The sequence below is a fragment of the Actinacidiphila acididurans genome, assembly GCF_016918855.1.
In the GTDB taxonomy this organism is placed as follows: domain Bacteria; phylum Actinomycetota; class Actinomycetes; order Streptomycetales; family Streptomycetaceae; genus Actinacidiphila; species Actinacidiphila acididurans.
On record NZ_JADKYB010000021.1, the window covers coordinates 53,680 to 77,702 of the forward strand.

The 24,023-nt window shown below is 71.3% G+C and carries 14 protein-coding genes; 8 read left to right on the forward strand and 6 right to left on the reverse strand.

What is annotated here, in order from left to right; all coding sequences use genetic code 11:
* Positions 1–79: 79 nt before the first annotated feature.
* The gene (locus ITX44_RS31035; protein WP_205361381.1) at positions 80–2,563 is read right to left on the reverse strand and encodes an SdrD B-like domain-containing protein; all 2,484 of its coding nucleotides are present in this window, start codon (positions 2,561–2,563) and stop codon (positions 80–82) included.
* Positions 2,564–2,820: 257 nt separating this feature from the next.
* Here ITX44_RS31035 and ITX44_RS31040 point away from each other — a divergent pair, with 257 nt between their 5' ends.
* Entirely contained in the window at positions 2,821–3,483 is a 663-nt protein-coding gene (locus tag ITX44_RS31040) for a hypothetical protein (protein WP_205361560.1), read from the forward strand.
* A gap of 7 nt (positions 3,484–3,490) precedes the next feature.
* Here ITX44_RS31040 and ITX44_RS31045 read toward each other — a convergent pair whose 3' ends face one another.
* The gene (locus ITX44_RS31045; RefSeq protein ID WP_205361383.1) at positions 3,491–4,834 is read right to left on the reverse strand and encodes a right-handed parallel beta-helix repeat-containing protein; all 1,344 of its coding nucleotides are present in this window, start codon (positions 4,832–4,834) and stop codon (positions 3,491–3,493) included.
* 181 nt (positions 4,835–5,015) lie between these two features.
* Between ITX44_RS31045 and ITX44_RS31050 the strand changes: the two genes are divergently transcribed.
* A complete protein-coding gene (locus ITX44_RS31050) occupies positions 5,016–6,194 on the forward strand; it encodes a Dyp-type peroxidase (protein ID WP_205361385.1) in 1,179 nt (392 codons plus the stop codon).
* 99 nt (positions 6,195–6,293) lie between these two features.
* Here ITX44_RS31050 and ITX44_RS31055 read toward each other — a convergent pair whose 3' ends face one another.
* The 3 genes from ITX44_RS31055 to ITX44_RS31065 all read right to left on the reverse strand — a co-directional run bounded on the left by ITX44_RS31055 (position 6,294) and on the right by ITX44_RS31065 (position 12,313).
* Complete coding sequence (locus tag ITX44_RS31055) at positions 6,294–9,485, reverse strand: discoidin domain-containing protein (protein ID WP_205361387.1); 3,192 nt, start codon at positions 9,483–9,485, stop codon at positions 6,294–6,296.
* Positions 9,486–10,244: 759 nt separating this feature from the next.
* Entirely contained in the window at positions 10,245–11,270 is a 1,026-nt protein-coding gene (locus tag ITX44_RS31060; protein ID WP_236062035.1) for an NADPH:quinone reductase, read from the reverse strand.
* A 23-nt stretch (positions 11,271–11,293) separates the two neighbouring features.
* Complete coding sequence (locus tag ITX44_RS31065; RefSeq protein ID WP_205361395.1) at positions 11,294–12,313, reverse strand: alcohol dehydrogenase; 1,020 nt, start codon at positions 12,311–12,313, stop codon at positions 11,294–11,296.
* 129 nt (positions 12,314–12,442) lie between these two features.
* On the opposite strand from ITX44_RS31065, the gene ITX44_RS31070 reads away from it, so the two are divergent.
* The gene (locus tag ITX44_RS31070; RefSeq protein ID WP_205361404.1) at positions 12,443–13,012 is read left to right on the forward strand and encodes a TetR/AcrR family transcriptional regulator; all 570 of its coding nucleotides are present in this window, start codon (positions 12,443–12,445) and stop codon (positions 13,010–13,012) included.
* A gap of 29 nt (positions 13,013–13,041) precedes the next feature.
* On the opposite strand, the gene ITX44_RS31075 is transcribed toward ITX44_RS31070, so the two are convergent.
* Positions 13,042–13,416 (reverse strand): hypothetical protein, encoded by a 375-nt coding sequence (locus tag ITX44_RS31075; RefSeq protein WP_205361407.1) that lies wholly within the window; start codon positions 13,414–13,416, stop codon positions 13,042–13,044.
* Between the two features lie 243 nt (positions 13,417–13,659).
* Here ITX44_RS31075 and ITX44_RS31080 point away from each other — a divergent pair, with 243 nt between their 5' ends.
* The 5 genes from ITX44_RS31080 to ITX44_RS31100 all read left to right on the forward strand — a co-directional run bounded on the left by ITX44_RS31080 (position 13,660) and on the right by ITX44_RS31100 (position 23,866).
* Positions 13,660–14,766 (forward strand): hypothetical protein, encoded by a 1,107-nt coding sequence (locus ITX44_RS31080; protein ID WP_205361409.1) that lies wholly within the window; start codon positions 13,660–13,662, stop codon positions 14,764–14,766.
* 139 nt (positions 14,767–14,905) lie between these two features.
* Positions 14,906–16,483, forward strand: coding sequence for a vWA domain-containing protein (locus ITX44_RS31085; RefSeq protein ID WP_205361411.1), 1,578 nt, complete (start codon positions 14,906–14,908; stop codon positions 16,481–16,483).
* Positions 16,484–17,013: 530 nt separating this feature from the next.
* Positions 17,014–18,906, forward strand: a complete 1,893-nt coding sequence (locus ITX44_RS31090) for an L-tyrosine/L-tryptophan isonitrile synthase family protein (protein WP_205361420.1) — start codon at positions 17,014–17,016, stop codon at positions 18,904–18,906.
* A gap of 162 nt (positions 18,907–19,068) precedes the next feature.
* Entirely contained in the window at positions 19,069–19,929 is an 861-nt protein-coding gene (locus ITX44_RS31095; RefSeq protein WP_205361422.1) for an NAD-dependent epimerase/dehydratase family protein, read from the forward strand.
* Positions 19,930–20,302: 373 nt separating this feature from the next.
* Complete coding sequence (locus ITX44_RS31100) at positions 20,303–23,866, forward strand: choice-of-anchor D domain-containing protein (RefSeq protein WP_205361424.1); 3,564 nt, start codon at positions 20,303–20,305, stop codon at positions 23,864–23,866.
* The last annotated feature ends 157 nt before the right edge of the window (positions 23,867–24,023 follow it).

Below are 24,023 nucleotides of genomic sequence, written 5' to 3' on the forward strand. Positions count from 1 at the left end.
GTCCGAACGGCCACTTGTACGCCGACGGGCCGGTGCGTGGATCGCACCGGCCCGTCGGGGGATTCAAGGGATTCGGGTGTCAGCGGTGCCTGGCGCGACGCTTACGGGTCGTGACGGCGAATGCCGTACCCGCGCCGAGGAGCAGGGCGACGAGGGCGAGCAGCCGGCCGATGTCGGACGTGCCGGTGTGTGCGAGGGAACCGCTGGGTTCCGGGCCGGCCGGGGCGGCCGGGCTGGTGGGCGGGGCGAGGGTCGGCGGGACCGAGGTCGGGGGCGCCGACGTCGGCGGGGTGGTCGTGGGCGGAGGGGAGGTCGGCGGGGTCGGCTGGGGGATGTAGACGCCAGCGTCGATCGTGTGGTCGACCCCTCCCGGCTGCGCGGGCGCCGTGACCGGCGCGGTTCCGTCGCACAGCTCCCCGGTGGTCGGCGGGATCACGTTGGAGTCGTGGGCCCGGTCGGCGCCGGCCAGCGGAAGGGTGAACCGCAGCTTGGTGGCCGCCGGCTGACCCGGCACCTTGGTGGTGTCCGCGGTGCACACGTCGAACTGCACGGTGTACTTCGCGCCCGGCGTGAGCTCGTAGCCGGCACCGACCCCGCCGAAGTAGTACTCGCCGTCGGCGTCGGTCGTGGTCGTGGCGACCTGCTTGCCGGTGGAGTCGAGCAGGTTGATCGTCGCGTCCGGCAGCAGCACCTGCCCGGGGTCCTGGATCCCGTTGTGGTCGCCGTCGTACCACACCACGTTGCCGATCTGGATCGGCGCGTTCGCCGCGGCGTACGCGATGTCGCCGAGGCCGCCGGCCTTGCCGAACCCGTTCTGTTCCTGCCCGACGAACTGGTACGCGTTGGCGGACGTGTTGTTGCCCGGGCCCTCACCGGTCGTGATGTTGTGGTAGCCGGTGCCCGACGTCTCGATGTTGACGCTCGGGTCGAACTCCGTGCTGACGACCCACTGCTGCTGCGGGATGTAGGCCACCGAGCCCAGCGCGGTTTCCTGGTGTCCGCCGGCGAAGAAGTCGCCCGGGAAGTACTCGGCGACGCCGCTTTCCTCGTTGTCGTCGTTCGCGGGAGTGGCGTGGTTGGGGCAGTCTCCGGTGCCCTCCCACGCGTACCCGCCCTTGGGGTCGGCGCAGGCCATGTTGATGTCGCCACCGGACATGCCGAGCTCCGGTGCGCTGTTCTGCGGGCGCGGGTCCAGCCCCTTCGCGCTGAGAACGTCCATGAACCGGTCGCGGAAGCCGAGGATCATCGAACCGTCGCGGCCGAAGGCCATGCTGGCCAGCTCCGGCTGCGGATCGATGAAGGCACCGCCGATCTTCCGGTCGTCCCAGGTCGCGAGGCTGGTGTTCCACGGGTTCCAGTGGGTGGCCTGGTCGACCGTACCGGCACCGGTGAAGACGGTGCCGCGCTTGTCGGTCAGCGCATGCGTCAGCACTTCGGTGAACCGCTTGCCGTCGTAGGAGTAGACGACGGCCTTGAGGTCCGCGCGGTTCTGCGTGCTCTCCGCGTCGCACACGCCGCCGACGTACAGCGTGTTGTCGTGGACGGCGAGACCGAACGGCCGCCAGTCGGTGGACGACGCGCAGCCCGGATCGGGGATCGGCACGGTCGCCTCGGGCGCCGAGGCGGTCTCCCCGGTCGCGTCGAAGCTGACCAGGCTGCGGGTGAGCAGGTTCACCGCGTACAGCGTCGACCCGTCCTCCGACAGGGCCATGCCGCCGATGCTCTCCTTGCCCGGCGCGTCGATGAACCCGGGGTCCTTGAGCATGTCGGCGGTGTCGTGCGGCGTCACGGCCGCGCCCGCCACCTTCGCGAACAGCTTCGGGGCGCTGCCGCCGTCGGTCGGCACGGTGTAGATCGCGTCACCGCCGTCCGGCCCGTACAGGGCGTACCGCCGGGCGAACTCCGCCTGGAACAGCCGCTTGCGGTACTTGTCGTAGGCCAGCCCGAAGGTCGTGCCCACCTGGTCCTGCGTGTCCAGGGCGGTCGGGCACGCCACGTCGGTGGGGCAGTTGCCCCGGGTGGTCGTCCCGAAGGCCACCAGGGCCCGGGTGTCGGTGCCGTTCGCGCCGTTCTGGACCGGCACGAAATAGCGGGAGTCCGGCAGCGCGTAGTCGGCCGCGTCCCAGACCCCGGTGATCACCGAGGCGTCCTTGCCGCCCGCGACGTCCACGAACGTGGTGAAGCTGTCGAAGTGGTTCGGCGCGGTCGATGCGGGCGCCGCCCGCAGATACTTGTCGTAGGGCGCCGGGACACTGACGTCGACGCGGTATCCGCCGCCGGTCAGCTCGGTCGACGGCGGCACCACGACCTTTCCGGTGGCGTCCGTGACGCCGGTGACGTGGTGGTCGGCGAGGTCGGTGACCTCGACCTTCATGCCCTGTTGCGGCACGTCCATCGTCGCGTTGATCACGCCGGTGCCGAAGAAGTCCCGCAGCACCTGGACGGTCAGTGTGCCGTCACTGGTCGAAGCATTGGCCGTCCCGGCGGTCGTCACCAACGTGCCCGTGGCGCCGCCCACCAGCAACAGGGCCAACCCCACCCGCACCAGCCTACGTAATGGCATGGCATTCCTTCGCGTCGTTCGCAGACTCAGCAACCTCACAAGTCACCGTACAAGTTGACTGAACGTCATGTATCGGAAACGCTCGGTTTCAGGCGGGCCTCGGTGAAGAACTGTTAGCATCGCGCCGCGTGCGGAGCATGAGCATCAGGAAAGGTCTCCCGCGGGGCACGGCAGGCCGGCGCCGCCGCTGGCCCCGGTTACGGTGGGTGGCGGCCGCCCTCGCCCTCGCGGCTGCCGCGACGACCGCGGTCGTCCTCATGGGCGGCAGCGGTGGCGCCGCCGGGCGGCACGCCGTGACCTCGGACGAGGCGAACCGGCTGGCGATCACCCGGTTCCGCAACTACCAGGCGGGCGGGCGGGCGATGACGATCACCGTGCCGAGCACCGGCGGCGGGCTGGTCGTCACCGGGTCCGTCGACTACCGCGCCAGGATCGGGTACGGGGTGGTGCGCGGCGCCGGGCGCGACACGTCCAGCGACGGGCTGATCGAGTGGACGTCCACCACCGTGTACGTCCACCCCATGGCCGCCGTCTCGGCGGAAGCACCGGTGTCGCCGCCCGCGTCCGGCTGGTACGGCCGTCCGCTGACGGCGTCCGGCAGCTCGCTGGACAGCTCGCTGGCCATCGCGCTCGGCCTCGGCAGCGACCGGCCGGACAACGCCGAACTGCTGCCGCAGAACGGCGCGGCCCGGGTCGGGCGGGCCACGGTGCACGGCCACAAGGCGGACGTCATGACCGGGCCCAGCGCCCGTGCCAAGGCCGGTACGTCGGACACCGTGCGCTACTGGATCGGCTCGGACGGCACCATGTACCGGGTTCAGGCCGGGGTGGCCTCCGAGTCGCAGCCCGTGGTCATCGACTTCGACACCCAGAAGTACGTGCCCGTCCGGCCGCTGCCCGGCGTCATACCGGCCAAGTAGCCGCCGCTCACGACGTCGGCACCCGCGCGCCGGCGGCGAGCAGCGAAGGCGCCGGCAGCGGAATGCTCGCCAGGTCCGGCAGCGCCGGGACGGCCGGCACCGCGGTGGCGCCGGCGGTGGTGGCGTTCGGGAACTGCGACTGCGGGCCGGGCGCGGCCACGTCGGTGAACGGGATGCCGGCGGGCGCCGTCGGCCTCGCCCACGTACCCGAAGGAGTGAGCGAGGTGGCCGGCACCGGGCAGGACGCGGTCGCGGCGAGCCGGGCGGGCGCGGTCGTACGCAGCGTGTTGCCGTGCAGGCAGTTGCCGTGCCCCTTGGTCGCGGTGGGGAACGTCCAGCCCACGTCGACGCCGTTGGCGGCGAAGGCGTTGTCCGTGATCTCGTTGCCGTCCGGCGGCAGGTCGGCGGTCGCGGTGATCACGAACCCCGCGTCGGCGTTGCCGGCGATCCGGTTGCGGACGAACTGGTTGCCGCTGCCGCCGTCGACACCGACGCCGATGCCCCAGCCGCCGTCGGCCTGTTCGGGAGTACGCGCCTGCTGGTTGTCCGCGATCAGGTTGCCGGCGACGACGGCACCCCGCTGCGGCAGCAGCTTCTCCAGGTGGTCGGAGTCGGTGGTCAGGCCGACCCGGTTGCCGACCAGCCGGTTGCCGACCACGTACATGTCGCCGCTGGCGTTGGTGCCCTCGTAGCCGACCGCGTTGAGTTCGGCGACGTTGTCCCGCACCACGACGCGGCACGGCTTGCACTGCCCGACGTAGATCCCGGAGTCGGCGCCGCCCGAGGTGTACGAGTGCTCGATGACGCCGTTCTGCGCGGAGAACGCGTAGATGCCGTACAGCCCGTTGCGGGTCGCGGTCACGTACGAGACCAGGAACGACTTCAGGAAGGTGACCGGCTCGTCGCCGGTGTCGTAGCCGCCGCTTCGCCCCGGCAGCCCGGCGACCGCCCGCGCCGAACCGGTGACCAGCACCCCGTTCTGCGTGTTGTTCTCCACGGTCAGGTTCTCCACGGCCACCCCGGGCGCGGCGACGACGACACCGTTGGGCTGCTGCAGCCGCCCGTCGATGACGACCCCGGCCCGGGACGCGCCGCGAAGGGTGATGCGGGGCGTGCCGATCCGCACCGACTCGTGGTAGACGCCCGGGGAGACCAGCACCAGGTCACCGGGCCGGGCCAGGGACACCGCGGCCGAGATCGTCGGGGCATCGGCGGGCACGCGGATCGTCACATGCGCACCGGCCGGTCGCTTGCCCTTGCCCGATCCGCCGTCGCCGCCGCTGCTGCAGCCGGTCACCAGAGTCAGCGTGCCCAGGACAGCGGCCATCACGCGAAGAGCTAATCGAGGCATGATCCCAGTCTGGCAGGACGGCGAACTCCGGTCCATTCGGCACAAGTTGGCGACCCGTGGGGGCCGAGTGGCGCTGATCCGGCGCAAGGGAGGCGGGATGCTCCCGGCGGATGCTCGGGGGCGCCGCTGATCGGACCCCCGGACTCGCCTGCCGGACGGCGGATATGACACCCTTCACGCCATGCATGGAGCCGATCACCATCCGTCACGCCGCAGATTCCTTGATGCCACCGGCGCCATGGTGGCCATCGGTCTCACCGCCGGGTGCGAGTCGCACGCGGATCGGCCGAGCCGGTCCGATGCCGCACCGGCCTCTTCGTCGGTCCCCGCGTCCGTCGCTTCGGTGTCGCCGACGGGCAGATACCAGGCGGGCGTCACCCTCCCGCAGCCGGCCCAGCGCAACCTGCTGGCCGTGGTGGCCGACGTCGCCGACACCGTGGCCGTCGGCCCGCTGCTGGCCGAACTCGGCCAGGCCGTCCGCGCGCTCGCCGCGGGAACCGACGCCCGGCTGCTGGGCCTGCCGCCGGGCGATCTCACCGTGACGATCGGGGTGGGCCCCCGGCTGGTACGGAGGGCCGGTCCGTCGCTGCCCGGCGCGACCGACCTGCCTCAGTTCTCCCGCGAGCGGATCGCCCCGCAGTCACGCGGCGGTGACCTGCTGATACAGATCTGCGCCGACGACGCCCTCTTACCGCCCGTCGCCGCCACCGCGCTCCTGGACCAGGCCGGCGACCGCCTCCACGTACGCTGGCGCCAGTCCGCGCACCGCGGCGCGAACATCCCCGTGGACCCCGAAAACGGCCTCACCGCGCCGCGCAACCTGCTCGGCTTCATCGACGGCATCGTGGGCCCGCACACGGCCGCCGCGCAGGAACGGCACCTGTGGCTGGCCGGGCCGGCCCCCGTCGCGGGCGGCACCATCGCCGTCCTGCGGCGGATGGAACTCGACCTGCCGCGGTTCGCCGCCCTGTCCGTCGCCGAGCAGGAGGCGGTCTTCGGGCGCAGGCGCGCCGGCGGCGTCCCGCTGTCCGGCGGCACCGTCGCCTCGGACCCGGACCTCGGCGCCAAGACCCCCGACGGGCGCTACCTCGTCCCGGCCGACGCCCACGTCCGCCGAGCCAACGCCAACGCGGTGGGCGCCGGCCTCATGCTCCGCCGCTCCTACAGCATCGACGACCCCGCCCCCGGCCTGCTCTTCATCAGCTTCCAGAACGAGTTGCGGACCTTCACCAACACCCTCACCCGCATGGACACTTCCGACGCGCTGCTGGGCTTCACCACCACCACTGCCAGCGCGACCTTCCTGATCCTCCCGGGTTTCGACGAGCGGCACCCGCTCGGCTCCTCGCTGTTCCGCTGACGCCGCCCGGGACAGCGGTGGCGGGCGCCGGCCCAAGCCGTCGCCCGCCACCGCCTCCGCGAGAGAGCCTCCGTACGAGACCGCCGCCGTACGCGCGTGCTAGCCGGCGTAGGCCTCGAGGGCCACCACTGCCGGGGTCGCCGAGCCCGCGGCGGTGTACCTGATCCAGCGCGCCGAAACCGGCGGGGCGGTCACGGTCGTGCTGGACGTCGCCGTGGCCGCGACCGGTGTTCCGAACGGTGTCCAGGTCGTGCCGTCGGTGGAGACGTCGATGCGGTAGGCGGTCGTCGCCCCGTAGGACTGGACCACCGTCCGTCCGACGGTCGTGGCCTTGCCCAGGTCGACGGTGAGGGCGGCTCCGGGGGCCGTGGCCTTCCAGCGGGTGCTCGAGCTGCCGTCGACGGCGGCGACCGCGGGGAAGCTCGGGTCGGCACTGGAGGCGCTGACGTCCTTGCAGCGTGCCATGTCCTGCGTCGGCGTCAGGTCGGGACGCCGAGTCGGCAGGGTGACGCTCTCGTGTCCGTGGAGGCTGGTCTGCCGGCCGGCGGCGGACACGACCAGGGTGTGGCCGCTGCGCAGCGTCACCTGCGTGCCGTCGGGGCGGATCGAGACGTCGAAGGTGTTGCCGTGCCACTGCAGGCCGGTGAGGTCGATGCCCGGGAGCTGCGGCGGCAGCATCGGGTCGAGGGCCACCGCGTCGCCGTCGTACCGGAGGCCGGTGAAGCCGTAGTCGAAGGCCTGGAGCACCCCGCCGATCCCGGTGGTGAAGGTGAACGCCCCGCCCGAGCGGGTCTCGGCGAACTGGTCGAAGGGCGCGTACGTGTACGGATCGAGGCTGCGCTCGAGGAAGGTCTCGGTGACGCAGCCGGGGGTCCCGAGGGCGGCGCTGTCGATCAGGTTGATCGAGTCCGTCATGGAGGGGCCGTTGATGTCGGTGCGGGGCGTGTAGTAGTCGAGGTCGGCCTGCGCCTGCTGCGGGGTCATCGGGTAGTTCAGCGGGTACTGCAGCATGACGGTGTCGGCCTGGTTGATGGTGTCGCCGCGGTAGCCGTCGAACTCCGGGTGCACGCCGGTGGCCGGGTCGACGGCCACGGTCAGCCCGCCGGCGACCTGCGCCCACAGCGGATCGGGCTGCTCGCCGACGAGCTGCGCGGCCTGGGTGGCGATGTTCAGGCTGTCGATCGCGCCCGCGTTGGTGTACGCGCTGTTGTTCTCGTTGTCGTGGTTCTCGTCCGGGGACTGCACGCCCTTGAGGTCGTAGCCGCCCTGGGCGTTGGGCGTGACCCTGCTGGCCCAGAAGTCGGCGATCGACTTGATCACCGGCCAGCCCTTGGTGCGCAGCCAGTCCACGTCACCGGTCGCCCGGTAGTACTGCCACTGCGCGAGGGCCACGTCGGAGTCGATGTGGATCTCGTGCGGGTGGATGCCCACGTCCTTGCCGGTGTCCGCGCTCTCCCAGGGGTACTGCGCGCCCTGGTAGCCGTGCGACTGGGCGTTCGCCTGGGCCGCGCCGAGCAGGGTGTAGCGGTAGTCCAGGAGGTTGCGGGCCAGGTCGGGGTGCCCGGCCAGGAGCGCGGGGTTCATCCAGGTGTCCGCGTCCCAGAAGACGTGGCCGTTGTAGTCGGCGGAGGACATCCCGCCCGGCGAGGGGCCCCAGGTGACGCCGTCACGGACCGAGGAGAGCAGGTAGAAGGTGCTGGCGCGCAGCTTCTGCGTCAGGTCCGGGTCGCCGGGGACGGTGATGTCGGACTGCCACAGGTGTGCCCACGCGTGCTCGTGCTCGACCTGGACCGACCGCCAGCCCTGTGCCGCGGCCTGCGTGGCGTAGTCCAGGGCCGCGGTCCGCGGGTCGGCCGGCCCGTTCTGGACGAGGGGCGCCGAGCCCTGCGCGGTGTCGTTCGAGGACGCGACGCCGACGAACTTCGTCGCCCGGTACGTCTTTCCGGCACGGACGTCGAAGCCGGCCTGCTGGGCGAGCGAGTCGGTGGGCACATCGGTGTACGGTGCGGTCGCCACGCCGGCGCTGTCGTCGTCGCCGTCGGCGCGCAGCACCGACGCGAGCCCGGCCCGCATGCCGATCTGCTGCGTGGTCAGGCTCTCGCTCATCGTCGCCGACGTCCCGTCGACCTGCCCGTCCGAGACCTGGGTGAGGTCGACGGCCTTGGACAGCCGGTGGTTGGCCGGCAGCGTGTCGCCGCGCCCGTCGAACTCGTCGATCACCGACAGCGGGCCGCTCCAGTTCACCGGGGTGATCTCGACCTGGGTGACGCCGAGATGGGCGTTGGCCTGGTCGACGAGCACGCGGTAGGTCAGCCGTGTCGTGTGGCCGGCGGGCGACGTCCAGGTCAAGGACGTGGTGATGGTGCCGTGAAGCAGGTCCAGCGACTGCCGGTAGTCCGAGGTCGTGCCGGTCGGCGCCTTGGCGGCCGGCGCCGTGCCCGCCGGGGACAGCGATATCTGGTCCACGTTGGCCAGGCAGGTGTCACCGGAGGCGCAGGTGACGGTCGCGGTGTTCGCGCCGGCGGTGACCGGGACGTCGAGGGTCGCCGTCGCCCAGGTGTCCCAGGAACTGGTCGCGGGCAGTTGGAGCCGCACCGGCGCGCCCCCGTTCACCTGCGCGCTCAGCGTCTGCGCCGTGGCGCCGCCCGCGGCGTACCGGACGGTGAGCCGCGCGGTGCCGGCCGGAACGCCGGGGACGGTCACGGTGGCGGCGGCGCCGGGCGCCGGCTTGCCGCCGGGGCCGTAGCCGGCGACGAATCCCGTGCCCCCGTAGTTGGTGTGGTTGGTGGCGATGAACGCGCCGCCGGTCAGCGTCCCGCTCTCCGCCTCGCACACGACGCCGAATTCGCACCCCGCCGATCCGACGTTCCCGTAGACCGCGCTGCCGTCGGAGACCCCGAGGGTCGACCAGGCAGGGATGTTCACCCGCTGCACCGAGATCCCCGGCCCCTGCCCGTAGAAGCCCGCGAGCTGGGACTCGGTCAGCAGTGGCGAGGTGGAGAAGCCCGCGCCCTCGGCGGGCACGCGGGTGGAGAGGTACCCGTTGCCCAGGAAGGCCGGGGAGTAGTTGCTGGACGGATCGGTCGTGCTCAGCACCCAGCCTGCGTCGGGCTGCTCGGCGGCCGCGGCCGACAGCGGCTGGAGGGCCCCGGCCGACACCGTCGAGAGCAGCAGGACGGCCGTCCCCGCGACAGCCCGCACTGCCGGGGCCGAGGACCGCGGTGACGGGCGGGGCCGCCGTCGCCATCGGGCCTGGCGCGGCAGGGAAGGCAGCACAGGTCTGATGCCCATGGAAAGCTCCTTTGCTGTGGGCCGGGACGGCCGGGTGCACCGTCGCGGGGACGTGCCGGGCATACGCGGGGGACGCACGTTCGGCACGACGTCGGGGGCTGGGGACGTCAAGGGGTGAAGGCGGAGGCGGCAGGGCTTCATCACGGGCGGGGACGGCATGTGCCGCACAGCGGCCCGGACCTGGGACGGCCGGCCGCTGCGGCTAGGGGGTCACGGAGCACACCGGTACGGCATCGGAAGCCGAGGAACCGAGGTCGTGTCGGGAACCCCGTAGGTGGCCGTCGGGGGCTGTGCGGCGGACCGGGATCCGGTCGGGGACCGCCGGGGCCGGCCGGCCACAGGGTGCGTACACGATTCCTCCTTCTGCAGACTCACTCGCCTGTGGGGGGATGGCGTCGCTACCGGGGACGGCCGGTGTGTGCAGGCCGGGGCAACGTGCCCCTGCGGACGCTCACGCTACGAGTCCCTAAAATGGCCGTCAAGAGTCTGAAACATGCCTTGATTTCTTCCTCCGAGCGGCGGAATGCCGTCCACGCCCATCGAGGGGCAGTACGCCCGGCCCGCCGGCGCCGAAGCCGTCGCCATCACCGCCAGTACGCTCCGGCAGCGCTCCAACTGCTCGGCGCCGCGGCGACCGCGATGCGGCAATCCGCCGCCGACTGAGACCGGCATCCCTGCGACGGACACGCAGGGATGCCGGTCTCATACGCCGGGAGCCGCGACTACGGAATCAGTCCGGCAGCGGCCGGCACCGCGGCGTCACGGCAGGATCAGCACCTTCCCGGTCACTCCGCCCTCCAGGGCCTCGTGCGCGTGTGCCGTGTCCTCGAGGGCGTAACGGATCAGCGGCAGGCCCGCCTCCTCGCCCACGGGCAGGGCGCCGGAGCCCAGCGCGTCGGTGACCGCCGCGAGCGCGTTCGCCTTGGCCGCGTCCCGCATCTCGAAGGTGATCAGGAACTGGTAGCGCAGATTGCCGAACATGTGCGGGCCGACGGGCAGGGTCAGTTCGCCGCCACCTGTGTCGGCGTACACGGCGACGCATCCGTGTCTGCGGGCGACCGCGGCGTTGAGCCGGGCATTCGGAGACGGCGCCACCTCGACGATCACGTCGACCCCGTCGGGGGCCAACTCCCGGATCCGCGCGGCCGGGTCGGAGCCCGGTGCCCGGTGGCGGACGACGTGATGCGCCCCGGAGGCGAGCGCCAAGTCGCCCTTCGCCGACGAACTCGCCGTGGCGATCACTTCCGCGCCGGCCCAGCGGGCCAGCTGGATGCTCGCGTGCCCGACCGCCCCGGCGCCCCCGGCGACCAGGACGACGGCCCCGGCCAGGCTTCCGCGGCGCAGCCGGGCCGGCGCGTCCTCATGAACGGTCAGCGCGCGGTGGGCGGTCATCGCCGGGATGCCGATCGAGGCGCCGGCCTCGAAGGAGACGCCGTCCGGCAGCGGCGTCGCCAGATGCGCGGGGACGACGGTGTACTCCTGGGCGGTGCCGGTGAGCCGCCGGAACGCCGCTTCCCGCAGCCAGACCCGCTGCCCCACCCGCAGCCCTTCCACTGCGCTGCCGAGCGCGTCCACCGTCCCCGCGCCGTCCTGGTGCGGCACGATCTCCGGGACCGGCGCCGACGGCCCGCTGCCCTGACGCAGCTTGAAATCGATCGGGTTCAGTCCCGAAACGGCGACCTCGACCCGCACCTCGCCGGGGCCCGGCGCCGGAACGTCACGCTCCACGACCCGCAGCACTTCGGAAGCCGCGCCGGTCCTCGCGTACACAACAGCCTTCATCATCGCTGTGACTCCGTGCCGCGCGATCAGGCGCGGGTGTCCAGGACGGCACGGAAGCGGGCCCGGCCGAAGAGCATGTGCTCGTACGCCTTCGGGGCCTCGGACAGCGGGAACACCTCGATGCGGGGCCTGATCCCGTGGGTGGCGCTGAAGGACAGGTTGTCCTCGTTGTCGATCGGGGTGCCGGTGAGGTGGCCCTGGACGGTGCGCGTGCCGAAGAGCAGGTCGGCGGTGTTCAGCTGGATCGGGTCGGCCGCGGCGCCGAGGACGACGAGCTTGCCGCGCGGGGCGAGGCCGGCCACCAGGGGGCTCATGGCGGATCCGCTGGCCGCGGTCGCGACGACGGCGGCCGCGCCGCCGAGGCTCCGGAGGGCGTCGGCGACGTCCTGCTCGCTGCTGTCGATGTAGTGCTGGGCGCCGAGCCGGCGGGCCAGCGGCTCCTTCTCCCGGCCCCGGGCGATGGCCACCACCCGGTAGCCGAGGCTGGCCGCGTACTGCAGGGCGAGGTGCCCGAGTCCGCCGATGCCCTGCACCGCGACCAGCGCGCCCGGCCGGGCGCCGGTCTGCTGGAGCCCGGTGAACGTGGTCAGGCCGGCGCACAGCAGCGGGGCCGCCTCGGCGGACGGCACGTCGTCGGGGATGCGCACCAGGCCGCTGGCCCGCGCGTAGGCGACCTCGGCGTAGCCGCCGTCGATCGTGGTGCCGGTCTGCTGCTGGTTGCGGCAGTTGACGAAGTCACCGCGCCGGCACTCGTCGCATTCCCAGCAGTGCCCGGCCAGGAAGCCGACGCCGACGCGCTCGCCGACCTGCCAGGACCCGACGCCCGGACCCACGGCGTCGATCACGCCCACGATCTCGTGCCCGGGCACGAGCGGCTGCTCGGGGTTGCTGCGCAGGCCGCCCTCGGCGGCGAGGATGTCGGTGTGACAGATGCCACAGTATTCGACGCGCAGCCTGACCTGGTTCGGGGCGGGATCGACCGGCTCGCGGTCGACGAGACGGAAGTCGCGGGCGCCGGTGACCTCTACGGCCCGGTACGTAGCCATGTCGTGCTCCTGGGGGTGACGATGCGGTTCCTTCTTCAATATGACCGACCATCTTAGAAGAGGCAACCGTCAAGACGACCGTTCATATTCTCGGGTAGACTCGGGCGGCGGAGAGAAGGAGTACGCCACATGCCCAGGCCCAGCGTTCGCGAGCAGTTGGTCGATGCCGCCATGGAATGCTTCCACCAGCGCGGGTTCAACGGCACGGGGATCCAGGACATCGCCCGTACCGCCGGCGTCCCCAAGGGGTCGGTCTACAACCACTTCGAGAACAAGGAAGCCCTGGCCGCCGAGGTCATGGACCGCTACGCGGTCTCCCGCAAGCTGGAGATGCTCCAGGACGAGGGCCTGGCTCCCGTCCCACGCCTGCGCGCCCACTTCCAGTACCTCGCCGCGGACCTGGAGCGCTTCTCCTACGAGCGCGGCTGCATGTTCGGGAACTTCGGGACCGAGTTGTCCAACCAGAGCGACATGATGCGCGGCGAGGTCGACTCCCGCCTGGATCTGTGGACCTCCGCCGTCACCGAAGTCCTCGACCAGGCCCGTGAGGCGGGCACGCTCACCACCCCCCTCACCCCCGGCCAACTGGGCCGCTTCCTGGTCAACGCCTGGGAAGGCGCGGTCCTGCGCGCGAAGGTGACCCGCAACCGCGCCCCGCTGGACGGCTTCTTCGACGTCTTCGACTCACTCCTCGCCTGACGCCGGTTCAAGGACCGTGAGCCGTGCGGTCAGGCCAGGAAGGCCATGGCCGCGCAGGCCGAGACGCCGGCCAGGACGCCGACCAGGGCGGTCAGCCGGCGTTCGCGTTCCTCCGGGTCGGTGGCGCCCGCGGTGAGGGGGAGGGAGCCGAGCAGCGCCGTGCCCAGGCCGAGGGCGACCGCCAGCAGACGCGGGAGGTCGTTGCTCGAGCCGGTGCCGTCCACCCAGCGCAGGACCACGGCGAGCGTGGCGAAGACCAGGCCGAGAATTCCGAAATAGGCGAGGGCCGGCGCGATCACCGGCGAGATCGTCGGTCGTTCGCCGCGCCACATCCAGGCCGCCACGGGGGCGAGGCCGCCAATGGCGGTGGCCAGCTCGCTCACGACGGTAGCCGAAAACATCATTTCTCCATCGTCGCCCGAATCGGGCCACCGCACCGGCTTGAACAGCCTTTGTACACCGTACGGCAACCTCTCCATCATCCGGCCGACTGGACGGCCCCGTTCCGACACCCAGTGTTCACCTTTCAATCGGTATACCCGGCGGCGCGGCCGGGTGCCCGCAGTCAGAATCGGTTCATGGTTGACGGGGTGGACACGGGGCCGGGTGTGGTCGATTCGGCACCACGCGCGGGATTATCGGGGGCCATGCGGTTGCTGATCCTGGTACTCGTGTGGGACGTGTTTCTGGCGATCGGCGTGTGGCACGACCGGCTTTCACCCGGGCCGCACCGCCCGCAAGTGGCGATCAAGATAGCCGTCGGTTCCGAGGACCGCGGTCTGTTCGAGGACCCGCAGGCCCAGAAGGACTTCAAGACGCACGGATACAAGGTGACGGTTTCGCCTTTCGGTTCCTTCGCGATCGCCGAGCAGACGGACCTGTCGACGTACGGCCTGGTCCTGCCGTCGAGTACGACGGCCACGGATGCCCTCAAGGCCCGGGTGCACAAGCAGCTTTCGGACGAGCAGCTCTTCACCTCGCCATTGGTGGCCCTGACCTGGAAGCCGCTCCTGCCGCAGCTGCAAACTCTGGGAATTGCCACCCAGTCGACCACCGACGGGCTCTGGCACTTCGATGTGGGCGCCTACTTGCGGGCCAGCGCGCAGGCGAAGAAGTGGGAGACTCCGGCGGGCTTGAGCGGGCATCAGGTCCTGCTGGAGACCACCGATCCCGAACTGTCGAATTCGGGCGCCATGTTCGTGGGCTCGGCGGCCTCGGACATCGACAAGGGAGCGGTGGCGAACACGCCGGGGCAGATCGCGTGCGCCGCCGGAGTCCTCGCCCCGGTGCTGAACGCCCAGGGGCAGCAGAAAAGCACCACGGACCAGCTGTTCGAGACGTACGAGACCGGGGGCCTCACCGGGAAACCGCTGGTCCTGTCCTACGAGTCGGAGTTCGTCGGGGCCGCACTCGCCGGCACGCTGCCCGAGGACGCCGTCATGATGTACCTCGACCCGGAGGTCGGCTCCGACCACAGTCTGGTCGCGCTGAGCGACAACGACGACGCGCGGGCCTTCACCAGCTTCCTCAAGAACGACGAGACCTTCCAGCGCATCATGGAACACACCTACGGATTCCGCCCGCTCGGTGCGCTGCACGACGACTTCGCCGACTACATGAACGCCCACGGCGTCCCGGTCGCCACCGACCTGGCCCCCGTACCCACACCGCGGCTGAAGGATCTGAAAGAGATCATCAAAGATGCGACAAGCCCCACGCCGCCGGCCCCGCCGTCCGGTTGCGGTGCCCCGTAGCGGATCCGCCGGGGTCCGGCCTTTACGCGGCCGCAGGTCCGCGGCGCTCCGGGCCGCGGCGACCGCGCTGTTACTCGTGCTCGCCGCCGGGTGCGGCGGCTCCGGCGGATCGGACCACCACCGCACGAGCGCCCCGCCGATGCCCGCGCCGAGCGGCGGACCGTACACGCTCCATGTGCTCGGCAGCAGCGAACTCGCCGACATGAAGCCGGTCTTCGACGACGCCGAGAAGGCCACGGGGGTGAAGGTCGACCTGACGCCCACCGGCAGCGTGACGGGTGCGCAGAGCCTGCTGGAGGGCAAGACCGCTGGGCATTACGACGCGGTGTGGTTCGCGTCCGACGACTACCTCGACCTCCACCCGGACGTGCAGCGCAGGCTCGACGGCACGCTGGACATCATGTCCTCGCCGGTGGTCCTGGGGCTGCGCAGTTCGGTGGTGCGCAGGCTGGGCTGGACCGGCAAGCAGGTGTCCTGGGCCCAGATCGCGACGGCGGCCGGGCAGGGGAAGTTCACCTTCGCCATGACGGACCCGGCCAAGTCCTTTTCCGGCCTGGCCACTCTGATCGCCGCGGCCACCGCGGTCGGCGGTCACGGCGCGGCGCTTCAGACGGAGCAGATCCCGTCCGCGCAAGGCGCCCTCAGCGGGCTCTTCCACGCCCAGGGCGTCAAGAGCGACTCCTCCGGCTGGCTGGCCGACCAGTATCTCGCCGACGCCCAGCACCCGGGTCCCGCGTCGGTGGACGGCCTGATCGACTACGAGTCCGTGCTGCTGTCCATCGACACCAGGCTCACCGCCGGGAGCGGGAGCGGGAGCGGGAACGCGGCCAAAGGCCCGGCCGCCGACCCGCTCACCCTGGTGTATCCCTCGGACGGCACGGTCCGCGCGGACTACCCCTTCTCCCTGCTGGCGGGCGCGCCGCCGGCCGCGGGGGACGCGTTCCACCGCCTGGTCCAGTATCTGCGCGGCCCCGGCGTGCAGCAGGAGATCATGCGGACCACCCACCGGCGGCCGATCGTCAGCAGTGTGCGGCTGGCCCCCGAACTGGCCGGGCACCAGCCCTACGACCTGCCGTTCCCGCGCCGCCTGAGCACCGTCGACACCCTGATCACCCGGTACGCGGACAGCATGCGCCGGCCCGGCCGGACCGTCTATCTGCTCGACACCTCCGGCTCGATGCAGGGCGCGCGCATGGCCGAGCTGCGGCAGGCGGTGAAGGCACTGACCGGCGCCGACCCGGACCCGGTCGACGGCTTCAGCCGGTTCGACGCCCAGGAGCGCGTCGTCTTCGTGCCGTTCAGCTCCGGCAGCGGCCCGCCGCGAACGTACGACATCCCGGACAAGGCACCGCAGCAGACCTTCGAGCGGATCAACGACTACGTCGGCCACCTGCCCGTGGGCGGCAGCACGGCGATGTACGACGCGCTCGCCTCCGCGTACCGCACCGTGGCCCGCGACCCGTCGGCCGGCACGGGCTGGCTCGACTCCGTCGTGCTGCTCACCGACGGCGAGAGCAACACCGGCTGGGGGCCGGCGCAGTTCACCTCGTTCTACCGCGGGCTGCCACCGGGTGCGCCGCCGGTGTTCACCGTCCTGTTCGGCGACGCCCGCAAGGCCCAGCTCGACCGGATCGCCGCGCTCACCGGTGGCCGCACTTTCGACGCCACCAAGCAGCCGCTGAACAAAGTCTTCGAAGATCTCACCGCTTACCAGTGAGGAATTACCGATCTTCACGGGGGGCGAAATTCCGCCGTGGCCGGAAAAGCGCGATCGCGGCGGCCCGGAGCGGGAATCGGCCACCCGGTGGAAGGCCGCCGGAGCGGTCGGCGCGGTGACGGGCGGATGGACGGGGGCCGGGCGCGGGCCGCATTGACGCAGGTGATGCGGGCCGGCCGGAATTTACGCGTAACCGGGGCGCGTACACCAATCAGACGATGCTCGCACAAGTCTATGTCCTGATTCAGCTCTGTAACCCGCGCTCAAGAGTGCGCAGAATAGAACCCGCAACCGCGCGGTTTCACTCGGCGCCGGTGACTCGTTTCCTCAGGGGGAGGACGGGTTCCCGCAGCGCGCGGTCTCCGCTTTCTCTGCTTTCCCGGTTCTTCCGCGCCTTCTGCACCCTCTCGGCCTTCTCCGCCATCTCCACCGTCTTCACCTCCTCCGCTTTCCCCGAAGCGTTCCGCCCTGCCCTTTCGCGCTTTCGCACGGAGTACCACCGTCGCCTGCCCAGTGAAAGGAGCACCGCCATGCCCGAGTACGCCGGGCCGGTGGAAGCCACCGCCGACCCGAGGCATTTACGTACCGCGCAATCCGTTTTCGAGCTGCTGATGAAGCACCGGCGCACCTCGCCGGCCCTGGTGAGCTGTGACGGGGTGACGTGCGCGGACTGCCGCGACGCCCACCTGCCCCGGCTGCTGGAGTACGTGGCGGCCGGCCGGCCGATCGAGCTGGTCCTGCCCGCCTTCCCCGGCAAGTCCCCGAACACCCGCAAGGTGCTGGGCGTCGTCCCCGACCTCGCCGAGGAACTCGCCCTCACTTTCCTGGTGTCGCTGTGCCGCCGCGTCAAGGAGGTGCACGAGCCCGGCGCGCGGGTGGTCATCTGCTCCGACGGCCGGGTGTTCAGCGACATGGTGCGGATCCCGGACGCCGCGATCACCGACTACCAGGCCGGGATGCGCACCCTGATCGGGCGGATCGGCGACGACGAACTCGCGCTGGTCAACCTCGACGACTTCTACGACGGCGCCGACCACGACGCGATGCGGCGGCTGCTGGAGGAGAAGTACGCCGAACCGCTCGACGTCCTGCGGGCCGAAGTGCGCGCCGGCGGCCCGGCCCTGGAGCTGTACCGGGGCATCACCCGGTTCCTCTACGAGGACGGCCAGGGCCCCGGGTACACCGGCAGCAAGGCCGCCCTCCAGCGCGACGCCCGCAGGCGCGCGTACGGCGTCATCCAGCGCAGCCAGGCCTGGGGCAACCTTCTGGCGGAACGTTTCCCCGCCGCCGTACGCCTGTCCATCCACCCGCAGCCCTGCGGCTCGCGCAAGCTCGGCATCAACCTCATGGAGACCACGGACAGCTGGCTGACCCCGTGGCACGGCGTGGCCGTGGAACGCGACGGCCGCCACCATCTGATGAAGCGGCACGAGGCCGAGCGGCAGCAGGCCCGGCTCGTCCTGCGCGACGGCCGGCCCTCCCACTACGTGCTGCCGGCCGCGCCCGTACCCACCGACCGCCCCGAAGGGAGCCCGAGCACCATGACGGACACCACGCATACGACGCACCCGGTCACGCCCGCCCCGGACGCCCCGTACGACGTCACCGCCCTGCACCCGTTCGGCGTCCTGGTCACCGCGCACTCCGCCTGCACCCGGGTGACCGACCTGCCCGTCGCCGACCTGCGCGACCTGGTGCGCGAGCACCGGATCATGACCCTGCGCGGCTTCACCACGTTCACCGGCACCGAGGACTACGAGGGGTTCGCCGGCCGCTGGGGCGACCTGATGGCGTGGCCGTTCGGCACCATCCTGAACCTGGTCGAGCACGACGACCCGCAGGACAGCGTGTTCGGCAACGGCTTCCTGCCCTTCCACTGGGACGGGATGTACGTGGGGCACATCCCGGAGTTCCAGATGTTCCACTGCCTGGAGGCACCCGACACGCAGGACGGGGGCCGCACGCTGTTCGCCGACACCACCGCCATGCTCGAGGCCGCCGACCCGGCCGTCCGGGAGCTGTGGGAGCGGGCGACCGTCACGTACCGGATCAACAAGACCGAGCACTACGGCGGCGTCGCCGTCTCCCCGGTCGTGGTGCCGCACCCGCGCACCGGCACCGCCACCGTACGGTTCAACGAGCCCATGCCCGAGGGCACGGTGAACCGTTCCGCCCTCGCGATCGACGGCGTGGACGCGGCGGACGAGCGGCGGCTGCTGGCCTCTTTGGAGGAGGCGCTGCGCGACCCGCGCAGCACCTACGCGCACGCCTGGCAGCCCGACGACATCGTCGTCACCGACAACTACACCCTGCTGCACACCCGTGAGCCGTTCCGCTCGAAGGCTCCCCGCCACCTGCGCCGGATCCACATCCTGGGCGATCCGCCGCTGGTCAACCCGGCGATCCCGGCCGAGACGGCCTGACCGCCGCTCGCACCGGGCCTGCTGCCCGTCCCGCCCGTGCCCGGCCGCCCCGGGCCGGGCGGGACACCGGGTCGTCGGACTGTACTGCGTGGGCGTGAGGGAGGATGGGCCCGCAGGCAGGCAGGCCGGCACGCCACGAAGAGAGAGTGGGAGAGCCCACGCATGAGCACAGTCGTCGTCACCGGAGCCACCGGGAAGACCGGGCGGGTCGTGGTCGCGGATCTGGTGGAGCACGGGTACGAGGTGGTGGCCGTGGACATCGCGGCCGGGCCGGCGGAACGGGCCTGGGCGCGGGAGGCCGGGGCCGCCGAACTGCTGGCGGCCGACCTCACCGATCACGGCCAGGCCGTGGACGTGCTCGCCGGTGCCGCGAGCGTGGTGCACCTGGCGAACATCCCCGCCCCCGGCCTGCGCCCGCCGGCCCACACGCTGGCCGTCAACTCCGCGATGAACCAGGCCGTTTTCCTGGCCGCGGCGCACAACGAGCTGGAGCGGGTGGTGTGGGCGTCCAGCGAGACCACGCTCGGCCTGCCCTTCGACGTACCGCCGAACTACGCACCGGTGGACGAGGACCACTACCCGTTCCCGACCTCCACCTACGCCCTGTCCAAGGTGCTGGGCGAGACCGCCGCCGAGCACATCTCGGCCTGGTCGGGCATCCCCTTCGTGGCGCTGCGGCTGTCCAACGTCCACCTGCCGGAGGACTACGTCCACGTGCCCGGCTACTGGCCGGACCCGACCTCGCGCCGGTGGAACCTGTGGGGGTACGTGGACGCGCGCGACGTCGCCCAGGCGTGCCGGCTCTCGCTGACCGCCGAGGTGACCGGCGCCTCCAGCTATGTGATCGCCGCCGCCGACACGATCATGAACCGCCCCTCGGCCGACCTGCTCGCCGAGGTCTTCCCCGGGGTGCGCCTGACCCGCGAGATCGAGACGTACGAGACCCTGCTGAGCATCGACCGGGCCCGCCGCGTCCTCGGCTACGAGCCGCGCCACTCCTGGCGGGACAGCATCAACAGCTGAGCTGCTGCTGACCAGGCCCGGAGCCTGACGACCGGTCACATCGCCCCGGGGGCACGGGTCCGCCGACCCGCGCCCCCGGGGCCTTTCACGCCCTGATCAGGGGACCAGATCCCCTTTTGCCAGAAATCCTCATCATCTCCCCCGAGATCTTGCGCAAGCTCATTCGTTTTCAACAGAGATGCGTCTGGATATTGCGCAGCCGTGTCGCAGAGGTTACGGTCCTTCCGCCAGTGACCTCCCCCACCACCACCGCTCCCGGCAAGCCCCCCACCACCGGTGTGCGCCGCCGGCCGTCCTGATCGCTCCTCCTTCCCCCCAAGACCGCGGGGTGCCGGCACCGCAGAGCCGACGCCCCGTGCCGAAAGGAGCACATGTGATTCCGTCTCTGGACAAGCTGAAACGAGCCGTGGCCATCGGCGGCACCAGCGCCCTGCTGGTGTCCGCCGGTGCCCTCGCGCTCGCGGCCCAACCGGCGGCCGCTGCCTCCACCGCGACCGGCGGCAGCGGCGCGAGCCTGCCGTACGTCGAGGTGCAGGCGGAGAACTCCGCCACCAACGGCAGCGTGATCGGCCCGAGTTACACCCAGGGCCAGCTCGCGGACGAGGCGTCGTACCGCAAGGCGGTGACCCTCCAGGGCACCGGCAAGTACGTCACCTTCACCACACCGGTCGCGACCAACTCGATCGACTTCCGCTACAGCATCCCGGACACCAGCAGCGGCTCGGTCTACACCGCGCCGCTGTCGCTGTACGTGAACGGGGCCAAGCAGAGCGACTTCACGCTCACCAACGCCTACAGCTGGTACTACGGCAGCTACCCGTTCACGAACTCCCCGGGCAGCAACCCGCACCACTTCTACGACGAGGTGCACCGGCTGTTCAGCACCACGTATCCGGCGGGCACCACCTTCACCCTCCAGGTGGACGCCGGGGACACCGCCTCCTCGTACACCATCGACTTCGCCGACTTCGAGCAGGTGGGCGCGGCCCTGACGCAGCCGTCCGGCTCGGTGTCGGTGACCAGCAAGGGCGCCGACGCCAGCGGCGCGGCCGACTCCACGTCCGCCTTCAACGCCGCGATCGCCGCGGCCGGCTCGGGCGGCACCGTGTGGATCCCGCCGGGCACGTACAACATCCCCGGCCACATCGCGGTCAACAACGTGACCGTGGCCGGCGCCGGCATGTGGTACTCCACGGTCACCGGCTCCGCCCCCGGCTTCTACGGCAACTCCGCGCCGTCCCCCAGCACCAACGTGCACCTGCAGAACTTCGCCATCTTCGGCAACGTGCAGGAGCGCAACGACAGCGCGCAGGTCAACGGCATCGGCGGCGCGATGAGCAGCTCGACGGTGTCCAACCTGTGGATCGACCACGAGAAGGTCGGCGCCTGGATGGACGGCCCCTTCGACGGGCTGACGTTCAGCGGGATGCGCATCCGCGACACCACGGCGGACGGCATCAACTTCCACGGCGGGGTGACCAACTCCAAGGTCAACAACAGCGAGATCCGCAACACCGGTGACGACGGCATCGCGACCTGGGCCGACTCCAGCGAGGGCGCCGACGCCAACGACACGATCTCGAACAACACCGTGGAACTGCAGATGCTGGCCAACGGCATCGCGATCTACGGCGGCCACGACAACACCGTCAGCGGCAACCTGGTGCAGGACAGCGGCATCACCCAGGGCGGCGGCATCCACGTCGGGCAGCGCTTCACCTCCACCCCGGTGGGCCTGACCACGATCTCCGACAACACCCTGATCCGTAACGGCAGCCTGGACCCGAACTGGCAGTTCGGCGTGGGCTCGCTGTGGTTCGACGGCAGCCAGGGCGCGATCACCGGCCCGATCAACGTCACCAACGCGCTGATCGAGCAGAGCCCGTACGAGGCCGTGCAGTGGGTCGAGGGCACCGTCAGCGGCGTGAATCTCAACAACGTCACCATCGCCGGTACCGGCACCTTCGCTCTCCAGGAGCAGACCGGCGGCGCCGCGAAGTTCACCAACGTCACCGCGACCGGCGTCAACGGCCCGTCCCCCGTCTACAGCTGCGAGGGCGGGAACTTCGCGGTCACCGACGGCGGCGGCAACTCCGGGATCTCCGGCACGGCCTACTGCGGCGGCTTCCCCGCCCCGGTCTACCCGCCGTACCCCAACACCGGTGTGAGCGCGAGCCCGACCGCGCTGGACTTCGGCTCGGCGGCCACCGGCACCACCAGCGCCGCGCGGACCGTGACGGTCACCAACCCGACCACCGCCGCGCAGTCCGTCTCCTCGATCGCGACCAGCGGTGACTACGCGCAGACGAACAACTGCGGCACCTCGATCGCGGCGAACAGCTCCTGCGCGGTCAACGTCACCTTCAAGCCGACCGCGACCGGCACCCGTACCGGCACGCTCACCATCAACGCCGGCGGCGTGACCAACACCGTGTCCCTGACCGGCACCGGCACCGCGCCCGGCCCGGTGCTGAACGCCAATCCCGGCGGCCTGTCCTTCGGCGGCACGATCGTCGGCTCCACGGCCGGCGCGCAGACCGTCACCGTCTCCAACTCCGGTACGACGGCGGCGACCGTCTCCGGCGTCACGGTCAGCGGTGACTTCGCGCAGACCAACAACTGCTCCACCCTCGCGGTCGGCGCGTCATGCGCGGTGACCGTCACCTTCAAGCCCACCGCCGGCGGCGCCCGTACCGGCACCCTGACGGTGACCAGCAACGCCAACAACAGCCCGCTGACCGTGGGCCTGTCCGGCACCGGCATCGACAGCTCCACCAACGTTGCGGCCGGCGCGTCGGCCTCGGCGAGCTCCACCAACGGCACCTTCGGCCCGGCCAACCTGACCGACACGGACGCCTCCACGTACTGGGAGAGCGCCAACGGCGCCTTCCCGCAGTGGGCGCAGGTCGACCTCGGCCAGAGCTACAGCGTGGGCAAGGTGGTCCTGAAGCTGCCGCCGTCCACCGCGTGGGGCGCCCGCACCCAGACCCTGTCGGTGCAGGGCTCCACGGACGGCTCGACCTTCAGCACCCTGGTGCCGTCGGCCACCTACACCTTCGACCCGAGCGCGAACAACAACACCGCGACGATCACCTTCGGTGCGGCGACCGCCCGCTACGTGCGGGTGAACATCACCGCGAACAGCGGGTGGCCGGCCGGTCAGCTCTCGGACTTCGAGGTCTTCCCCAGCGGCGGCAGCGGCAACTCCTCGGCGACCCTGTCGGTCTCCCCGGGCTCGCTGACCTTCGCCAGCCAGGCGCTGAACACCACCAGCCAGGCGCAGACCGTGACCGTCACCAACTCCGGTACGGCCACGGCCTCGGTCTCCTCGATCGCGGCGAGCGGTGACTTCGCGCAGACCAACACCTGCGGCACCTCGATCGCGGCCGGCGCGTCCTGCGCGGTGACCGTCACCTTCAAGCCGACCGCGTCCGGCACCCGTACCGGCGCGGTCACCATCACCAGCAACGCGTCCAACAGCCCGACCAGCATCGCGCTGTCCGGCACCGGCGCCGGCACCACCAGCACCAACCTGGCCGCCGGCAAGGCCACCAGCGAGTCCAGCCACACCGACGTCTACCCGTCGTCGAACGTGACGGACGGCAACCAGTCGTCCTACTGGGAGAGCGCCAACAACGCCTTCCCGCAGTGGGTGCAGGTGGACCTGGGCTCCGCCCAGAGCGTCTCCCGCGTCGTCCTCCAGCTCCCGGCCGGCTGGGGCGCCCGCAACGAGACGCTGTCCGTGTCGGGCAGCACCGACGGCTCCTCCTTCACCACGCTGAAGTCGTCGGCGAGCTACACCTTCGACCCGTCCGCCAACAACACGGTCACCATCACCTTCCCGGCGGCGAGCGAGCGCTACCTCCGGGTCACCGTGACCGCCAACAGCGGCTGGCCGGCCGGCCAGCTCTCCGAGTTCCAGGTCTGGAACTCCTGATCCCGCCCTGCGGGGCCGCTGACGGTCCCGCGCGCGAACGGCAAGTGCTGAATCGGCAAGTGCCGTATCTGTAAGTGCTGTATCGGTAAGTGCCTTTCCGATGAAGGTGCCGCCGGGGTGAGCTTCGTGCCCCCGGCGGCACCTTCGCCGTTTCCCG